At 70.0% G+C, this 14917-nt stretch carries 17 protein-coding genes; 10 read left to right on the forward strand and 7 right to left on the reverse strand.

Translation table 11 applies throughout. The annotated features are described in order from the left end of the window. Nucleotides 1-144: 144 nt before the first annotated feature. The 5 genes from ACOMD9_RS02515 to ACOMD9_RS02535 all read left to right on the forward strand — a co-directional run bounded on the left by ACOMD9_RS02515 (nt 145) and on the right by ACOMD9_RS02535 (nt 3688). Nucleotides 145-531 (forward strand): hypothetical protein, encoded by a 387-nt coding sequence (locus ACOMD9_RS02515; RefSeq protein ID WP_421411981.1) that lies wholly within the window; start codon nt 145-147, stop codon nt 529-531. A gap of 82 nt (nt 532-613) precedes the next feature. Beyond that, complete coding sequence (locus ACOMD9_RS02520) at nt 614-2038, forward strand: MFS transporter (RefSeq protein ID WP_421411982.1); 1425 nt, start codon at nt 614-616, stop codon at nt 2036-2038. A gap of 42 nt (nt 2039-2080) precedes the next feature. Next, a complete protein-coding gene (locus ACOMD9_RS02525) occupies nt 2081-2389 on the forward strand; it encodes a BolA family protein (RefSeq protein ID WP_421411983.1) in 309 nt (102 codons plus the stop codon). Beyond that, nucleotides 2386-3210, forward strand: coding sequence for a hypothetical protein (locus ACOMD9_RS02530; RefSeq protein ID WP_421411984.1), 825 nt, complete (start codon nt 2386-2388; stop codon nt 3208-3210). Before ACOMD9_RS02525 ends, ACOMD9_RS02530 begins: the two co-directional genes overlap by 4 nt. Continuing rightward, a complete protein-coding gene (locus tag ACOMD9_RS02535; protein ID WP_421411985.1) occupies nt 3200-3688 on the forward strand; it encodes a GNAT family N-acetyltransferase in 489 nt (162 codons plus the stop codon). The genes ACOMD9_RS02530 and ACOMD9_RS02535 overlap by 11 nt, the downstream gene beginning before the upstream one ends. A gap of 9 nt (nt 3689-3697) precedes the next feature. On the opposite strand, the gene ACOMD9_RS02540 is transcribed toward ACOMD9_RS02535, so the two are convergent. Together ACOMD9_RS02540 and rsmD are read right to left on the reverse strand one after the other, a co-directional pair. After that, nucleotides 3698-3892, reverse strand: a complete 195-nt coding sequence (locus ACOMD9_RS02540) for a cell division protein ZapB (RefSeq protein WP_421411986.1) — start codon at nt 3890-3892, stop codon at nt 3698-3700. 113 nt (nt 3893-4005) lie between these two features. Further along, nucleotides 4006-4617: a 16S rRNA (guanine(966)-N(2))-methyltransferase RsmD gene (rsmD, locus tag ACOMD9_RS02545; RefSeq protein WP_421411987.1), complete on the reverse strand. Its 612-nt coding sequence runs from the start codon at nt 4615-4617 to the stop codon at nt 4006-4008. Nucleotides 4618-4707: 90 nt separating this feature from the next. Here rsmD and ftsY point away from each other — a divergent pair, with 90 nt between their 5' ends. The 4 genes from ftsY to rpoH all read left to right on the forward strand — a co-directional run bounded on the left by ftsY (nt 4708) and on the right by rpoH (nt 8704). Further along, a complete protein-coding gene (gene ftsY / locus ACOMD9_RS02550) occupies nt 4708-6015 on the forward strand; it encodes a signal recognition particle-docking protein FtsY (RefSeq protein ID WP_421411988.1) in 1308 nt (435 codons plus the stop codon). Beyond that, a complete protein-coding gene (gene ftsE, locus ACOMD9_RS02555; protein ID WP_421411989.1) occupies nt 6012-6680 on the forward strand; it encodes a cell division ATP-binding protein FtsE in 669 nt (222 codons plus the stop codon). The genes ftsY and ftsE overlap by 4 nt, the downstream gene beginning before the upstream one ends. Further along, entirely contained in the window at nt 6677-7657 is a 981-nt protein-coding gene (ftsX, locus tag ACOMD9_RS02560) for a permease-like cell division protein FtsX (RefSeq protein ID WP_421411990.1), read from the forward strand. Before ftsE ends, ftsX begins: the two co-directional genes overlap by 4 nt. Before the next feature lie 180 nt (nt 7658-7837). Beyond that, the gene (gene rpoH / locus ACOMD9_RS02565; protein WP_421411991.1) at nt 7838-8704 is read left to right on the forward strand and encodes an RNA polymerase sigma factor RpoH; all 867 of its coding nucleotides are present in this window, start codon (nt 7838-7840) and stop codon (nt 8702-8704) included. A 60-nt stretch (nt 8705-8764) separates the two neighbouring features. On the opposite strand, the gene slmA is transcribed toward rpoH, so the two are convergent. From slmA to coaBC, 5 genes are all read right to left on the reverse strand, one after another. Further along, nucleotides 8765-9382, reverse strand: coding sequence for a nucleoid occlusion factor SlmA (gene slmA / locus ACOMD9_RS02570; protein WP_421411992.1), 618 nt, complete (start codon nt 9380-9382; stop codon nt 8765-8767). Between the two features lie 85 nt (nt 9383-9467). After that, nucleotides 9468-10385: an acetylglutamate kinase gene (argB, locus tag ACOMD9_RS02575; protein WP_421411993.1), complete on the reverse strand. Its 918-nt coding sequence runs from the start codon at nt 10383-10385 to the stop codon at nt 9468-9470. Nucleotides 10386-10454: 69 nt separating this feature from the next. Continuing rightward, nucleotides 10455-11852: a phosphomannomutase/phosphoglucomutase gene (locus ACOMD9_RS02580; protein WP_421411994.1), complete on the reverse strand. Its 1398-nt coding sequence runs from the start codon at nt 11850-11852 to the stop codon at nt 10455-10457. A gap of 31 nt (nt 11853-11883) precedes the next feature. Continuing rightward, nucleotides 11884-12363: a dUTP diphosphatase gene (dut, locus tag ACOMD9_RS02585; RefSeq protein WP_421411995.1), complete on the reverse strand. Its 480-nt coding sequence runs from the start codon at nt 12361-12363 to the stop codon at nt 11884-11886. 28 nt (nt 12364-12391) lie between these two features. Next, a complete protein-coding gene (gene coaBC / locus ACOMD9_RS02590) occupies nt 12392-13714 on the reverse strand; it encodes a bifunctional phosphopantothenoylcysteine decarboxylase/phosphopantothenate--cysteine ligase CoaBC (protein WP_421411996.1) in 1323 nt (440 codons plus the stop codon). Nucleotides 13715-13849: 135 nt separating this feature from the next. Between coaBC and radC the strand changes: the two genes are divergently transcribed. Next, nucleotides 13850-14524 carry a RadC family protein gene (gene radC, locus ACOMD9_RS02595; protein WP_421411997.1) on the forward strand — a complete coding sequence of 225 codons (675 nt, stop codon included), beginning with the start codon at nt 13850-13852 and terminating at the stop codon, nt 14522-14524. Nucleotides 14525-14917: the final 393 nt, after the last annotated feature.

Below are 14917 nucleotides of genomic sequence, written 5' to 3' on the forward strand. Positions count from 1 at the left end.
CTCCGCCTGCGAACTCCTGCGCGCCTAGCCTGGCCATCGCTCGCCTCCTTCCGCGAGGTCGGAGAGGCATCAGCTCGGGAAGTATTGGTAACCGGGGCCCCCTGCGCCCATAATGGTCAGCGTTTCGACGTCGAGGAGACCGTGATGAAACTGCTCAACCGCTCCGCCCTGAGCGTCAGGCCGACCCGGCACTTCGTGGAATGGATCAATGCGCTGGAACCCACGGTGGGGGATGACGACCTGACCCTGGCCGATGTCGAACGCGAAAGCACCGTCTACCTGATTCCCGAGATGGACACGCCCGAGGCCCTCGAGGCCTTCGTGCGCGAACGCTATCTCGAGATCCTCGAGACCGAGCTGCGCGCCTGGGAAGAGGACGAGCGCCAGTGGCCCGAGGCCCTGGACTGGGCGCTGTTCCAGCGCTTCCTGCAGCTCGAGCACAGCTACCTGGCCATTGACCTGGACGACGAGGCTGCGCTGGAGATCTCCGAGGTCGATGATGCACTGCTGCTGGAGACCGATCAGGATTGATCGATCGCCTGCGCAGCAGTTGTCTCGAGAAACCGGCTTCGGCCGGTTTCCTCGTTACGGACCCCGCAATGATGGAAACAGGATGAGCCGACTCTTCACGACACGGCCCGGCGACGACGGCCTGCCCGGTCCCGAGCGCCGCCTGGCGGTACTGGCGCTGATTCTCGGTACCCTGATGGCGGTGGTGGATATCACCATGGTCAACCTGGCGCTGCCCTCCATCGCCCGGGACCTGGGGGTCTCCGCGGCGCGCGCGGTCTGGGTGACCAACCTGTTCCAGATCGCCTGTGCTGCCTTCCTGCTGGTCTTCGCCGCCGTCAGCGAGCTGGTCAGCCGGCGCCGCCTCTATGTCGCCGGGCTGTCGCTGTTCGTGATCGCCTCGCTTGGCGCCGCCATGTCGCGCAGCCTCGAGACCCTGCTGGTGTTCCGTGCACTGCAGGGGCTGGGGGCGGCGGCAACGCTCTCCATCGGGCCTTCCCTCTTCCGCTCGATCTTTCCCTCCCGGCTGCTGGGCAGCGCCCTGGGGCTGAGTGCCCTGGTCGTGGCCGGCGGCTATGCCTCGGGGCCGGCCGTCGGCGGGCTGGTGCTCTCCGTGGCGACCTGGCCCTGGCTGTTCGCCCTGCACGTGCCGCTGGGGCTCTGTGCCCTGGTGCTGGCCTGGCGGGCCCTGCCGCGGGAGCCTCGCCGGCCGGGGGGCTTCGATGGTCGAGGCGCGCTGCTGTCGGTCACCATGCTGGGCAGCTTCTTTCTCGCCATGGACGGGATCGGCCATGGCACCCCCGCCTGGCAGATTCTCGCCTGGCTGGCGACCAGCCTGGTGGCCGGAGGGCTCTTCCTGCGCCGGCAGCGGCGCGCGAGCCATCCGCTGCTGCCGCTGTCGCTGTTCCGCGAGCGGCGGTTCTCGCTGGCGGTCTCCGCCTCGGGGCTGGCCTTCATCGGCCAGGGACTCGCCTTCGTGGCGCTCTCCTTCCTCTACCAGCAGGAGATGGGGTTCTCGCCGCTGGAGACCGCCTGGCTGTTCACCCCGTGGCCGCTGGCGATCATGCTGGTGGGGCCGCTGGCCGGCAGGCTCGCCGACCGGCTCAACCCGAGCCTGCTCGCCAGTACCGGGTTGCTCCTGCTGATGCTGGGGCTGGTCTCGCTGGCCATGCTCGATCTCGGGACGGGAGTGGTCGACGGCCTGTGGCGCACCGGGCTGTGCGGGCTCGGGTTCGGCCTGTTCCAGCCGCCCAACAACCGCGAGATGATGGGCAGCGTGCCCCGGGAGCGGAGCACCAGTGCCTCCGGCGTGATGAGCACCACCCGCACCGTGGGACAGTCGGTGGGGGTGGCGCTGGTGGGCGTCTTCCTCGCCGCCGGGGCGCCGGTACAGGCCACGCTCTGGGTGGGCGGCGGGGCCTGCCTGCTGGCGTTCTTCGCCAGCCTCGCCCGGGTCTCCTCGGCCGGCGAGGCCCAGGCCAGGCGTCGCCGGGCTGCCCGCGAGGCGCCGTCGTCGCAGCCCGATTGAGAGAGTACAATGGGGGCCTTCATTCACCATCGGGGAGCCGCAATGCGCATCCAGGCCATCATCGAAGACAAGCTGCAGGCCCTCGAGCCCACCTTCCTCACGGTGGAGAACGAGAGCCACATGCACAGCGTGCCGGCCAATTCCGAGACCCACTTCAAGGTCACCCTGGTTTCCAGCCGCTTCCAGGGGCTGATGCCGGTCAAGCGCCACCAGCAGATCTACAGCCTGCTGGCCGACGAGCTCTCCGGCCCGGTCCACGCCCTGGCGCTGCACCTCTACACGCCCGAGGAGTGGCAGGCTCGCGGCGAGGATCGGCCTGCCTCGCCCAACTGCCGGGGCGGCGGGGCGTGACAGCCGAGCCGCAGCGCCGGCAGTACCTCGAGGCCATGGGACTGACGTCCTGGGAGGCCCGCTACCGGTTGCCCAATGCCCTGCCCACCCCGGCCTGCGAGTGGCAGCAGCCCGCCGAGGAGCCTCGCGAGGCGCCGGGCGAGCGCCTGCATGCCCTTCTCGACGAGGCGGCCAGGGAGGCGCCGGCTCGTCAGGCCCCGGCATCGCCGGCCCACGAACGCGGTCAGCGACCGGCGGGGCCCGGCAGGGCCCGGGCGCTGCTGGGAGGAGGGGAGCCGGCCGAAGCGACGGCGACGCCACCGGCTGCGGAGGAGCGCCAGCCCCAGGCGTCTCCGGCCGAGGCCCTGCACTTCACCCTGCAGGTGGCCTGCCTCGACGGGCGCTGGCTGCTGTTGCTGCCGCAGGCCAGCAAGCCCGATGCCACCCAGCAGCGGCTGCTGGTCAACCTGCTGCAGGCGGCCGGGGTGCTGCCCGAGCAGGCGCTCGATTTCGAGACCTTCCACTGGCCGCAGATGGAAGGGCTGCCGGTGGATGCCCCGCTGGAGGAGGCGCGCCAGGGGCTGCAGGCGTTCCTCGAGGGACGCCGGCGTCGGGGGTGGGCGCCCGAGCGCCTGCTGATCTTCGGTCGGGATGCCACCCTGGCCTCGGTTCTGACGGTCGAGGAGGGGCGTTGCCTCCCGCTCGACCTGCCCGCCTGGCAGGGGCCCGGCCTCGATGAACTGGCCGGCGGCGCCGCGGCCAAGCGAACGCTGCTGCCGCAGGTGCTGGCCTGGGGCCAGGCGTGGCAGGCGTCCGCCGAGGAGGCGTCGGGTGAGCGCTAGGCGGCATGCAACAAGGCCGGTGCTGGTGCGCCTGACGGAGGCCGACCTCGAGCCGGTGGCGACCCTGGAGGATGCCCACGGCTGGCCCACTGGTGGCTCGCGGGGCCGGTTGGCGGCGACCCTGGCAGACCCTGCCACGGCAGTGTTCGGCCTGATGGTCGGCGAGACCCTGGCGGGTCATGCGGTGGTGGCTCGGCTGCCCTTCGAGGCGGAGCTCCAGGCGATCCTGGTGGATGAGTCCCGGCGTCGCCAGGGGCTCGCCCGGCGGCTGCTCGAGGTCGTGGCCGACCAGGCTCGCGAGTGGGGCAGCGAACGGCTGCTGCTGGAGGTCAGGGCAGGCAATGGCGCTGCCATCGCCCTCTATCGCCGGGCCGGCTTCAGCGACGACGGGCGCCGGCGCGACTACTACCCTCCCCGGGAGGCCGGGGAGGCACGAGAGGATGCCGTGCTGATGTCGCTCCCGCTCGATCGGGCCTGAATCCCGGCGTCAGTTGCCGCCGCCGGTGTCGACGTCGTCGAACTTGCCCAGCAGGTCGTTGAGCCGGCGCTCCCACTCCTCGCGCTCCTGCTTCAGGCGGGAATTTTCCTCGCGCAGCTCCTCGGCCTCCATCTTGAGCAGTTCAAGGGCCTCGACGGCGCTGGCGACTTTCTGCTCGAGCCGGTTGAAGAGTTCGATGCTCATCCTGTTCTCCTGACAATGTCCTTGCGGGTTCGGGCGTTTTCCCGAGCATCTGCCGCTCTGGCTGGCCCCAGGCGGGATTCGGTCAGCGCGCAGCGTAACGCCGTGACCGGGGCTCAGCAAGCGTCGCCATCCGGCGACCCGTTGCCGCGCCGGCGATAGAGGCGCCCGGTGGTGTCGCCGGCGCGTACCTCGCGATGGAGCTGCCAGCCGGCAGGCACGCGGGGCTCCCGTTCCGATTCGGTCTCCAGGTAGATGACGGCATCCTCGGCCAGCCAGCCCCGCTCGAGTGCCGCACAGCAGGGCTCGGCCAGGCCCTGGCGGAACGGCGGGTCGAGGAAGACCAGCGAGAAGGGGGTGGGGTCGCCTTCGAGGAAGGCCAGGACGTCGGCGGTGACCACCCGGGCGCGCTCCTCGACCCCCAGGGTGGCGAGGTTGTCCCGCAGCTGGCGAGCGATGCGGGCATCCCGCTCCACGAGGCAGGCCTGCCGGGCGCCCCGGGATAGCGCTTCCAGGCCCAGGGCCCCGGTGCCGGCGAAGAGATCGAGCGCCCGGGCGCCCGGGGTGACCGTGGTCAGCCAGTTGAACAGGGTCTCGCGTACCCGGTCGGGGGTGGGGCGCAGGCCCGGGCTCTCCGGTATCGGCAGCAGCCGGCGACGAAAGTCGCCGCCGATGATGCGCAGCTTGCCGTGTCCCGACCGGCGCGGGGGTGAGGTGCGTCGTGCCATGGCCGGCATTGTACCCGCGGCCTTGTCCACAGTCATGGTGCGCGATGGTAGGATGTGGCGATTCGTTCACCCCTGAGGCTGAAGCATCTCATGTTCGGTTTTTTCAAGCGCAAGAAGCAGGATCAGCAACAGCAGCCGGCGGAGCAGGAGAGTGATCTCCCGGCCGAGGAGGTGCCGCAGGACGGCGACCAGGCGGCGGCCGAGCCGGCTGAGGCGGCCGAGCGTCTTCCGCCCCGGCGGGACGAGCCGCCCGCCGTCGACGAGGCAGGCAACGCTGGTCCGGAAGCGCCTGCCGAAGCGCAGGCACGCCATTCGGCGCCGCCTGCCGAATCCACGGCGTCGGACGGGCCCGCTCCCGGGGAGGCGGAAGGGGAGGCGCCGGCCACGCCGGAGCCGTCCCCCCGTGCGGCACTCCAGGAGAAGCCGGGACAGGCGGGCCAGCAGGACAAGCGGGGCTGGTTCGCCCGTATCCGTGCGGGGCTCGGCAAGACCCGCGCCAACCTCTCCGACGGCCTCGCCGGCCTCTTCCTCGGCAGGAAGCAGATCGACGACGAGCTGATGGAGGACCTCGAGACCCAGCTGCTCATGGCGGATGTGGGCATCGAGGCCACCACCGAGATCATCGACCGCCTCACCGAGCGGGTCTCGCGCAAGGAGCTCAAGGACCCCGAGGCGCTCTTCCGCGCGCTCCAGGGCGAGCTCGCCGCCATGCTCGAGACGGTCGCCAGGCCCCTCGTGCTGCCGCCGGAGGGGGAAGGCCCCTTCGTCATCCTGGTGGTGGGCGTCAACGGGGTCGGCAAGACCACCACCATCGGCAAGCTGACCCAGCGCTTCCAGCGCGAGGGCAGGAGCGTGATGCTGGCCGCCGGCGACACCTTCCGCGCCGCCGCCGTGGAGCAGCTCAAGGTATGGGGCGAGCGCAACGACGTGCCGGTGATCGCCCAGCACACCGGTGCCGACAGCGCCTCGGTGATCTATGACGCCGTGGCGGCGGCCAAGGCGCGCGGTGTCGACGTGCTGATCGCCGATACTGCCGGGCGACTGCACAACAAGGCCCACCTGATGGAGGAACTCAAGAAGGTCCACCGGGTGATGGGCAAGCTCGACGCCACGGCGCCCCACGAGGTGATGCTGGTGCTCGATGCCGGCACCGGCCAGAACGCGCTCTCCCAGGCCAGCACCTTCAACGAGGCGGTGCCGGTCACGGGGGTGACCCTGACCAAGCTCGACGGTACCGCCAAGGGGGGGATCATCTTCGCGCTCGCCAAGCAGCTGGGCACGCCGATCCGCTTCATCGGTGTCGGCGAGTCGCTCGATGACCTGCGGCCCTTCGTGGCGAGCGAGTTCGTCGACGCCCTGTTCGACCGGGAAGCCGATCGGGACTCGGCCTCCGCATGATCGCCTTCGAACACGTCGGCAAGCGATACGGCGGGCGCTTCGAGGCGCTCGCCAACATCGACTTTCGCGTGCGGCGTGGCGAGATGGTCTTTCTCACCGGTCACTCCGGTGCCGGCAAGAGTTCGCTGCTGCGCCTGATCATGCGGCTCGAGCGGCCCACCCGGGGGCGGGTGCTGGTGGCCGGTCACGACATCGACCGGCTGCATCACAGCCAGGTGCCCTTCTACCGGCGCCAGATCGGCGTGGTCTTCCAGGACCACCAGCTGCTCTTCGACCGCTCCATCTACCACAACGTGTCGCTGCCGCTGGAGATCCAGGGCGTCGAGCCCCGGGAGGGGGCTCGGCGGGTGCGGGCGGCGCTGGACAAGGTGGGGCTGCTGCACCGCGAGAAGGCCCTGCCCATCGAGCTCTCCGGCGGTGAACAGCAGCGTGTCGGCATCGCCCGGGCGGTGGTCAACAAGCCGGCCCTGCTGCTGGCCGACGAGCCCACCGGCAACCTCGACCCCCAGCTCTCCGCCGACATCATGGCGCTGTTCGAGGACTTCAACCGCATCGGCACCACGGTGATGATCGCCAGTCACGACCTGGCGCTGATCGCCCGCTTGCGCCATCGGGTGCTGCGCCTGCGCGACGGCCGCCTGGTCGCCGACGAGGAGGCCGCATGAGCCGACAGCCGGCCGAACCCGTCCCCCGTCGAGGCGCCCGTTCCCACCGTACCCGCTCCTCCAGCCGCCTGCGTGGCTGGGGGCGCCACCACCGTGCCATGTGCCTGGACAGTGCCCTCCGGCTGATCCGTCACCCCGTGGGTAGCCTGTTGACCATGCTCGCCATCGCCATCGCCCTGGTGCTGCCTGCCGCACTCTGGCTGACACTGGACGGTGCCCGGTTGCTGGATGCCGAGCTGGAGGAGAGTGCGACCCTTACCGTCTACCTCGAGTCCCGCGTGGCCGATGCCCAGGCACTGCGCATCGAGGAGGCCCTGGCCGCCCACGAGGGCGTGGCGCGTACCCGCCTGATCACTGCTGCCGAGGGCATGGCCGAGTTCCAGCAGGCGCTGGGGCTCGCCGATGCCCTGGGTCGGCTCGAGGACAACCCCCTGCCGGCCAGCGTGGTGGTGACGCCCGTCGATCCCGATCCGCTGGCGGTACGCCAGCTGGCCGGGCGACTGGAAGGCGTCGCCGGGGTCGACGAGGTGCGCCTCGACCTGGCCTGGATCGAGCGGCTGCGCCACCTGGCCGAGCTGGGGCGGCGGGTGGCGCTGGCGCTGGCGGTGCTGTTCGGCCTGGGCGTGCTGCTGGTGGTGGGCAATACCATCCGGCTCTCGGTGGAGAGCCGGCGCCAGGAGATCGAGGTGGTGACCCTGATCGGTGCCACCCATGCCTTCGTGCGCCGCCCCTTCCTCTACAGCGGCGCCTGGTACGGCCTGGGTGGCGGCGTGCTGGCCTGGGGGCTGCTGACGCTCGGCAGCGGCTGGCTCGCCGCCCCGGTCTCGGCGCTGGCGGCCAGCTACGGTGCCAGCTTCAGCCTGCCGCGGCTGGGGCTCTCGGGCTCGGCAATTCTGCTCGTCTGTAGTACACTGCTTGGCTGGCTGGGCGCCTGGATGGCGGTGAGTCGCCACCTCGCCGAGATCCGTCCGCGCTAGTGCCGGGACACGGCCGCGACAACCGTCGGAAGCGGTTGCCGGGCGACCGGTATGGCCGTACATTCGATCGGGATCGGCCGCTTCGGCGGAACATTTTTCCGCCAATGGCATCCAAGGCAGCGATCCCCGATATCATACTTGGGCCAGGTATCTAGGCTTAGAGAAGGAGACAACCTGCACATGAGCACCAGTCTTCTGCCGGTGGGCCACCTCTCCCCGGGACATGACCTCAACGGTTACATCCAGGCGGTCAACGGCATACCCATGCTGACCGCCGACGAGGAGCGCGAACTGGCCTTCCGCCTGCACGACGATGGCGACCTGGAGGCGGCGCGTCGCCTGGTGTTGTCGCACCTGCGCTTCGTGGTGCACATCGCCCGCAGCTATTCCGGCTATGGCCTGCCCCAGGCAGACCTGATCCAGGAAGGCAACGTCGGCCTGATGAAGGCGGTCAAGCGCTTCGACCCCAACCAGGGCGTGCGCCTGGTCTCCTTCGCCGTGCACTGGATCAAGGCCGAGATCCACGAGTTCGTGCTGCGTAACTGGCGCATCGTCAAGATCGCCACCACCAAGGCCCAGCGCAAGCTGTTCTTCAACCTGCGCAGTGCCAAGAAGCGCCTCGCCTGGCTCAACAACGACGAGGTCGATGCCATCGCCAGGGATCTCGACGTCAAGCCCGAGGTGGTACGCGAGATGGAGGGCCGGCTGTCGGCCCACGATGCGGGTTTCGATGCCGCTCCCGGCGAGGACGAGGAGTCCGCCTGGCAGGCTCCCGTGCACTACCTGGACGACTCGGCGGCCGATCCGGCCACCCAGCTCGAGGACAGCGACTGGGAGGGCGATGCCACCCGTCGCCTGCAGCTGGCCCTGGAGGAGCTCGACGAGCGGTCCCGGGACATCCTGCAGCGCCGCTGGCTCTCCGAGCACAAGGCGACCCTGCACGAGCTGGCCGATGTCTATGGCGTCTCCGCCGAGCGGATCCGCCAGCTCGAGAAGAACGCCATGAAGAAGATTCGCCTGCAGATCGGCGATACTCTCGCGGCCTGATCCCCACGCCGCGTCAAGGGTACCCGCGAAGAAGCCCCGGCACTGCCGGGGCTTCTTGCGTCAGGCGCCGGCCAGCTGGGGCGCCTCCCTGAGCAGCTGCGTCGACAGCAGTGCCCACTGGTCGTCCCAGTGCTCGGTGGGGCGGCGACGGAAGTCGCTGCGCACGTACTGGGAGATGCGTCCCTCGGCCTGGGCCAGCAGCAGGTTGGCCGCCGCCGAGGCCGGCAGGGAGGGGCGACGCCCCTCGCGCAGTTCGGCCTCGCGCAGGATCTGCTTGAGCTGGGTATCGAGGCGCTCGAACAGCTGGTGGATGCGCAGCCGCAGCCGTGCGGTCTCGCCGGTCAGGGCGTCGCCGCCCAGCAGCCGCGAGAGGCCGGGGTTCTTCTCGGCGAAGCCCAGCAGCAGGGCGAGGACCTGGCCGCAGCGCGGGATGGCGTGGGGCTCCTGGTCGAGGATGCGGTTGATGCGTTCGAACAGCGACTCCTCGATGAACTCGATGAGCCCCTCGAACATGCGTGCCTTGCTGGGGAAGTGGCGGTAGAGGGCGGCCTCCGAGACGCCGACCTGGCGCGCCAGGGCGGCCACGGTGATCCGCTTGCCGCTGTCTTCCTCGAGCATCAGCGCGAGCGCCTGGAGGATCTGCTCGCGACGGCTGGGAGTGGGGGTTTCCTGCGTCATATCGGTCTTTTCTTTTATGTGATCGAACCATCCTAGTCCCGGGTCCGCCAGGGTGCAAAAGCCGTGGTGGGCCCCTGTTCCGGGATCAGGCGATGGGCTCGTCCTGCTCGGCATCGGTGATCAGGGTGCCGACCCCGGCGTTGGTGAAGATCTCCAGCAGGGTGGCGTGGGGTACCCGGCCATCGATGATATGGGCGCTCTTCACCCCGCCCTTCACGGCATCCAGGGCGCAGCGGATCTTGGGCAGCATGCCGCCGTGGATGGTGCCGTCACTGATCAGGGCATCCACCTGGGCGGTGGTCAGGCCGGTGAGCACCTCGCCCTCGGCGTTCATCAGGCCGGCCACGTTGGTGAGCAGCATCAGCTTCTCGGCGCCCAGTGCCTCGGCCACCTTGCCGGCCACCAGGTCGGCGTTGATGTTGTAGCTGTGGCCCTCGGCGTCCACGCCGATGGGGGCGATGACCGGGATGAAGTCGCGCTCGGCGAGCATCTCGATCAGGTCGGTGGAGATGTGCTCGACCTCGCCCACGTGGCCGATGTCGATGATCTCGGGGGCGGTCATCTCCGGGGTCTGGTGCTCCACCTTGAGCTGGCGGGCGCGGATCTGGCTGCCATCCTTGCCGGTGAGGCCGATCGCCTTGCCGCCGCACTGGTTGATCAGGTTGACGATGCCCTTGTTGACCAGGCCGCCGAGCACCATCTCGACCACGTCCATGGTCTCGGCGTCGGTGACCCGCATGCCGTTGACGAAGCGCGACTCGATGTTGAGCTTCTTCAGCAGGTCGCCGATCTGCGGGCCGCCACCGTGGACCACCACCGGATTGATGCCCACCTCCTTCATCAGCACCATGTTGCGGGCGAAGGAGTCGATCAGGGCGTCCTCGGTCATGGCGTTGCCGCCGTACTTCACCACCACGGTCTTGCCGGAGAAGCGCTGGATGTAGGGCAGGGCCTCGGAGAGCACCTCCACCACCAGGCGCGGGTCACGGGTCTTGTCGGTCATGCTCGGGTTCCCTTGTCATGCCGGCTGCCGCGCCTCGGCGGCAGCCTGTCTTGGAGGAGATCGCCTCGCTCAGAGCGTCACGTCGAGTTCCGGCGCCACCTGCTCGAGCGCCTCGGCGAAGCGCGTGCGGATGCGGTCCAGTGCCGCCTCGCTCTTGCCCTCGAAGCGCAGCACCAGCACCGGCGTGGTGTTGGAGGCGCGGCACAGTCCCCAGCCGTCCGGATAGTCCACGCGAATGCCGTCGAGGGTCGTCTTGACGCCCTCGTCGCCGAAGTCGCCTTCCCGGGCCAGGCGGGCCACCAGGTCGAACTTGGTCTCGTCGGTGACGGTGACGTTGATCTCCGGGGTGCTCAGGTCCTGGGGGTAGCGGGCGAAGAAGGCGTCGGCGTCATCGTGTTGCTTGGACAGGATCTCCAGCAGCCGCGCCGCGCCATAGAGGCCGTCATCGAAGCCGTACCAGCGCTCCTGGAAGAAGATGTGGCCGCTCATCTCGCCGGCCAGCAGGGCACCGGTCTCCTTCATGCGTGCCTTGATCAGCGAGTGGCCGGTGCGCCACATCTCGGGTTCGCCACCGGCCTCCTCGATCACCCGGGTCAGGTTGCCGGTGCACTTGACGTCGAAGATCACCCGGGCGCCGGGGTTGCGCGCGAGCATGTCCTCGGCGAAGGCCATCAGCAGGTGGTCGGGGTAGATCAGCTTGCCGCTCGGGGTGATCACCCCGAGGCGGTCGCCGTCGCCGTCGAAGGCCAGGCCGATGTCGGCGCCCGTCTCCTGCACGGTGCGGATCAGGTCCTGGAGGTTCTCGGGCTTGCCCGGGTCCGGGTGATGGTTGGGGAAGGTGCCGTCGATCTCGGCGAACAGCGGGATCGTCTCGGCGCCGAGGCGCTCGATCAACTGCGGGCCCAGCTCGCCGGCCACGCCGTTGCCGCAGTCGACCACCGCCTTGATCGGCCGCGCCAGGCGCACGTCGCCGAGGATGCGATCGAGGTAGGCGGCGCGCACGTCCTCCTGGCGCACGCTGCCCTGGCCCTCGGTCAGGTCCCCCGTGGCGATGCGGGTGTGAAGGGCGGTGATGGCATCGCCGGAGAGGGTCTCCCCGCCCAGCACGATCTTGAAGCCGTTGTAGTCCGGCGGGTTGTGGCTGCCGGTGACCATCACCCCCGAGGCGGTGCCGTCGAGGATGTGGGTGGCGAAGTAGAGGACCGGGGTGGGGACCATGCCGATATCGATGACGTCGCGGCCGCTGGCGGTCAGGCCGCGGGTCAGGGCGGTGAGCAGGCGGGGCCCGGAGAGGCGGCCGTCGCGGGCGACGACCACGGTGGATTCGCCGCGGGCGGCGGCCTCGCTGCCGATCGCGCGGCCGATCAGCTCGACGCTTGCCTCGGTGAGGGTGTCATCGACAATGCCGCGGATGTCGTAGGCGCGGAAAATCGACGCGGGTACGGCCTGTCTGGTGTCTTGGCTCATCTGGTCATTCCCTCGTTGGAGCCCGAATGGCTCAGTGTCTTCCCGAACTGCCGAAGCCGCCCTCGCCCCGGGCACTGGCGGCGAAATCGTCGACGACCTGCAGTTCGGCCTGCACCACGGGAACAAGCACATACTGTGCCAGTCGCTCGAAGGGGTCGAGCACGAAGGGGGCGCTGCCGCGGTTCCACACCGAGACCATCAGCTCGCCCTGGTAGTCGGAGTCGATCAGTCCCACCAGGTTGCCGAGCACGATGCCGTGCTTGTGGCCGAGCCCCGAGCGGGGGAGGATCATGCCGGCGAGCCCCGGGTCGCCGATGTGGATGGCGAGCCCGGTGCGCACCAGTTCGCACTGGCCCGGGGCCAGGGTCAGGGGGTCGTCGAGCAGGGCGCGCAGGTCCATCCCGGCGGAGCCGTCGGTGGCGTAGTGGGGCAGGTAGTCGCGCAGGCGCGGGTCGAGCAGCTTGACGGCCAGGCGTGGCTTGGCGGACGGGCGTTCGGCGGTATCGGGCATCGGAAGTCCTTGCGGGATCGGGGCGGTGTCAGGAGTGGCGGCGGGCCTGCAGGCAAGCCAGGGCGCGCCGGATCACGGTCATGGCCAGCTCCGACTTGGGCTGGGGGGGGAGGCTGTCCTGGCCCGGAGTGTCGCCATCTCGCCACAGTAGCAGGGCGGCATTGTCATCGGCACCGAAGCCGAGCCCTGCCCGGGAGACATCGTTGGCGACGATCATGTCGAGCCCCTTGCGGGTCAGCTTGTCCCGGGCATAGGCCTCGAGGTCGCGGGTCTCGGCGGCGAAACCCACCACGAAGGGGCGGTCATCGCGGCTCGCCACCTCGGCGATGATGTCGGGATTCTTGACCAGGGTGAGGGTCAGGTCGTCCTGCCCCTCGCGCTTCTTGATCTTGTGCGCGGCCGGCGCCTCGGCGCGATAGTCGGCCACGGCGGCGCAGCCGATGAAGATGTCGCTGTCGCCGGCGAGTCGCTGGGCGGCCTCGTGCATCTCCAGGGCTGTCTCCACATCGAGACGCTCCACCCCGTCAGGGGTGGGCAGTGCCACCGGGCCGCTGATCAGCCTTACCCTCGCACCGAGGCGCGCGGCAGCGGCGGCCAGGGCGAAGCCCATCTTGCCGGAGCTGTGATTGGAGAGGTAGCGCACCGGGTCGAGCGGCTCCCGCGTGGGGCCGGCGGTGATGGTGATGGTCAGGCCGTCGGCCTCGCGGGACCCGGACGGCCGGCCCGATGCGGCGTCGGGCGCCATGGCCGGCGCGGCGTCGGGCGCCAGGGACAGCAACTCGGTGACGATGGCCTCGGGCTCCAGCATGCGGCCCGGGCCCACGTCACCGCAGGCCTGGTCGCCGCTGGCCGGCCCCAGCAGGCGCCAGCCATCCGCCTCCAGCCGGGCGGCATTGCGCCTCGTGGCCGGGTGGCGCCACATCGCCTGGTTCATGGCCGGGGCCATCACCGCCTCGGCCTCGCTGGCCAGGCACAGGGTGGTGAGCAGGTCGTCCGCCTGCCCCGTGGCCAGGCGTGCCATCAGGTCGGCGGTGGCGGGGGCGATGAGGATGACATCGGCCCAGCGGGCCAGCTCGATGTGGCCCATGCCGGCCTCGGCCTCCGGGTCGAGCAGCGAGGTGCGCACGGGCTCGCCGGACAACGCCTGGAGTGTCAGCGGCGTGATGAAGGCCTGGGCGCCCTCGGTCATGACCACGCGCACCTCGCAGCCCGCCTGCTTCAGCAGGCGGGCCAGCTGGGCGCTCTTGTAGGCGGCGATACCGGCGCTGATGCCGAGGAGTATCCTGCGGCCGGCGGACCGGCGGCCGGCGGACCGGCGGCCGGCGGACCGGGTGCCTGACGGCTTTGACATGGACGAAACCCGAGCTGATATCCAGGCGCCTACCTTACCACCGGCGTGGTGCCTTGCGTAGCCGCAGCGGCGTCGCGGGACGGCTACACTGGTGTGTGACGCAACGACGACGGAACGGTGTGCAGGGAGGCAGGAATGGCGATCCGTGACTGGCCGGAGGGCGAGCGCCCCCGAGAGAAGCTGCTGGCATGGGGCCCCGAGGCCCTCTCCGATGCCGAGCTGTTGGCGATCTTCCTGAGGGTCGGCGTGCAGGGGCGCTCGGCGGTGGACCTGGCCCGAGACCTGCTGACGTCCTTCGGCGGGCTGCGCCAGCTGCTCGAGGCCGGCCGGGAGCGCTTCTGCGCCGAGCATGGCCTGGGTACGGCCAAGTTCGTGCAGTTGCAGGCGACCCTCGAGCTGTCGCGTCGTCATCTGGCGAGCCAGCTGGCCAGGGGCGATGCCCTGACCTCGCCGTCGCTGGTGCGGGCGTATCTCGCCGCACAGCTGCGCCACCTGGGGCACGAGGAGTTCGCGGCACTCTTCCTCGACAGCCAGCACCGGGTCATCCGTTTCGAGTCGCTGTTCCGCGGGACCCTGGACAGCGCCTCGGTCTACCCCCGGGAAGTGGCCCGCCGTGCCCTGGAGCTGGGCGCCGGGGCGATCATCTTCGCCCATAACCATCCCTCGGGCATCGCCGAGCCCAGCGACGCCGACCGGCGCATCACCGAGCGGCTGCGCGAGGCGCTTTCGCTGTTCGAGATCCGGGTGCTGGACCACTTCGTGGTGGGGGATGGCGAGGTGGTTTCCTTCGCCGAGCGGGGGTGGATCTGACAGGGCTGTCGCAGCTGGCGGCAACGCTCGAGGCGGTTCCGGCGGCCCCCTCTTCGACCTGCCCGCGGTGCCTCTCGCCCTGGGTCACCGCGAGTGCCGCGGTGGATATGCAAACCGGGCATGGCCGGGTACAATGCGACACCGGTTGCGCTGGGCCCTGTCCATGGGCAAGGGTCCCGCCTGTCATCGCCGCCTTCCGCGCCGCTCGCGAGTGACGCGGGGCCATGCCATGCCCCTGTCGGATCATCGCCGCATCGCTTGCCGAGCGTGGCGGTCTCTGGTATAAAGTGCAGCCTTTGAATTCCCTTGGGTCAAATTTCACGGGATCTCCCGGTTTGCCCGACAGGTTTTGAACACTCAGGTTTTGAACGCTCGCGCTTCGAATACCTGGCC

This window comes from Halomonas terrestris (assembly GCF_049166755.1).
Classification (GTDB): Bacteria; Pseudomonadota; Gammaproteobacteria; order Pseudomonadales; family Halomonadaceae; genus Halomonas.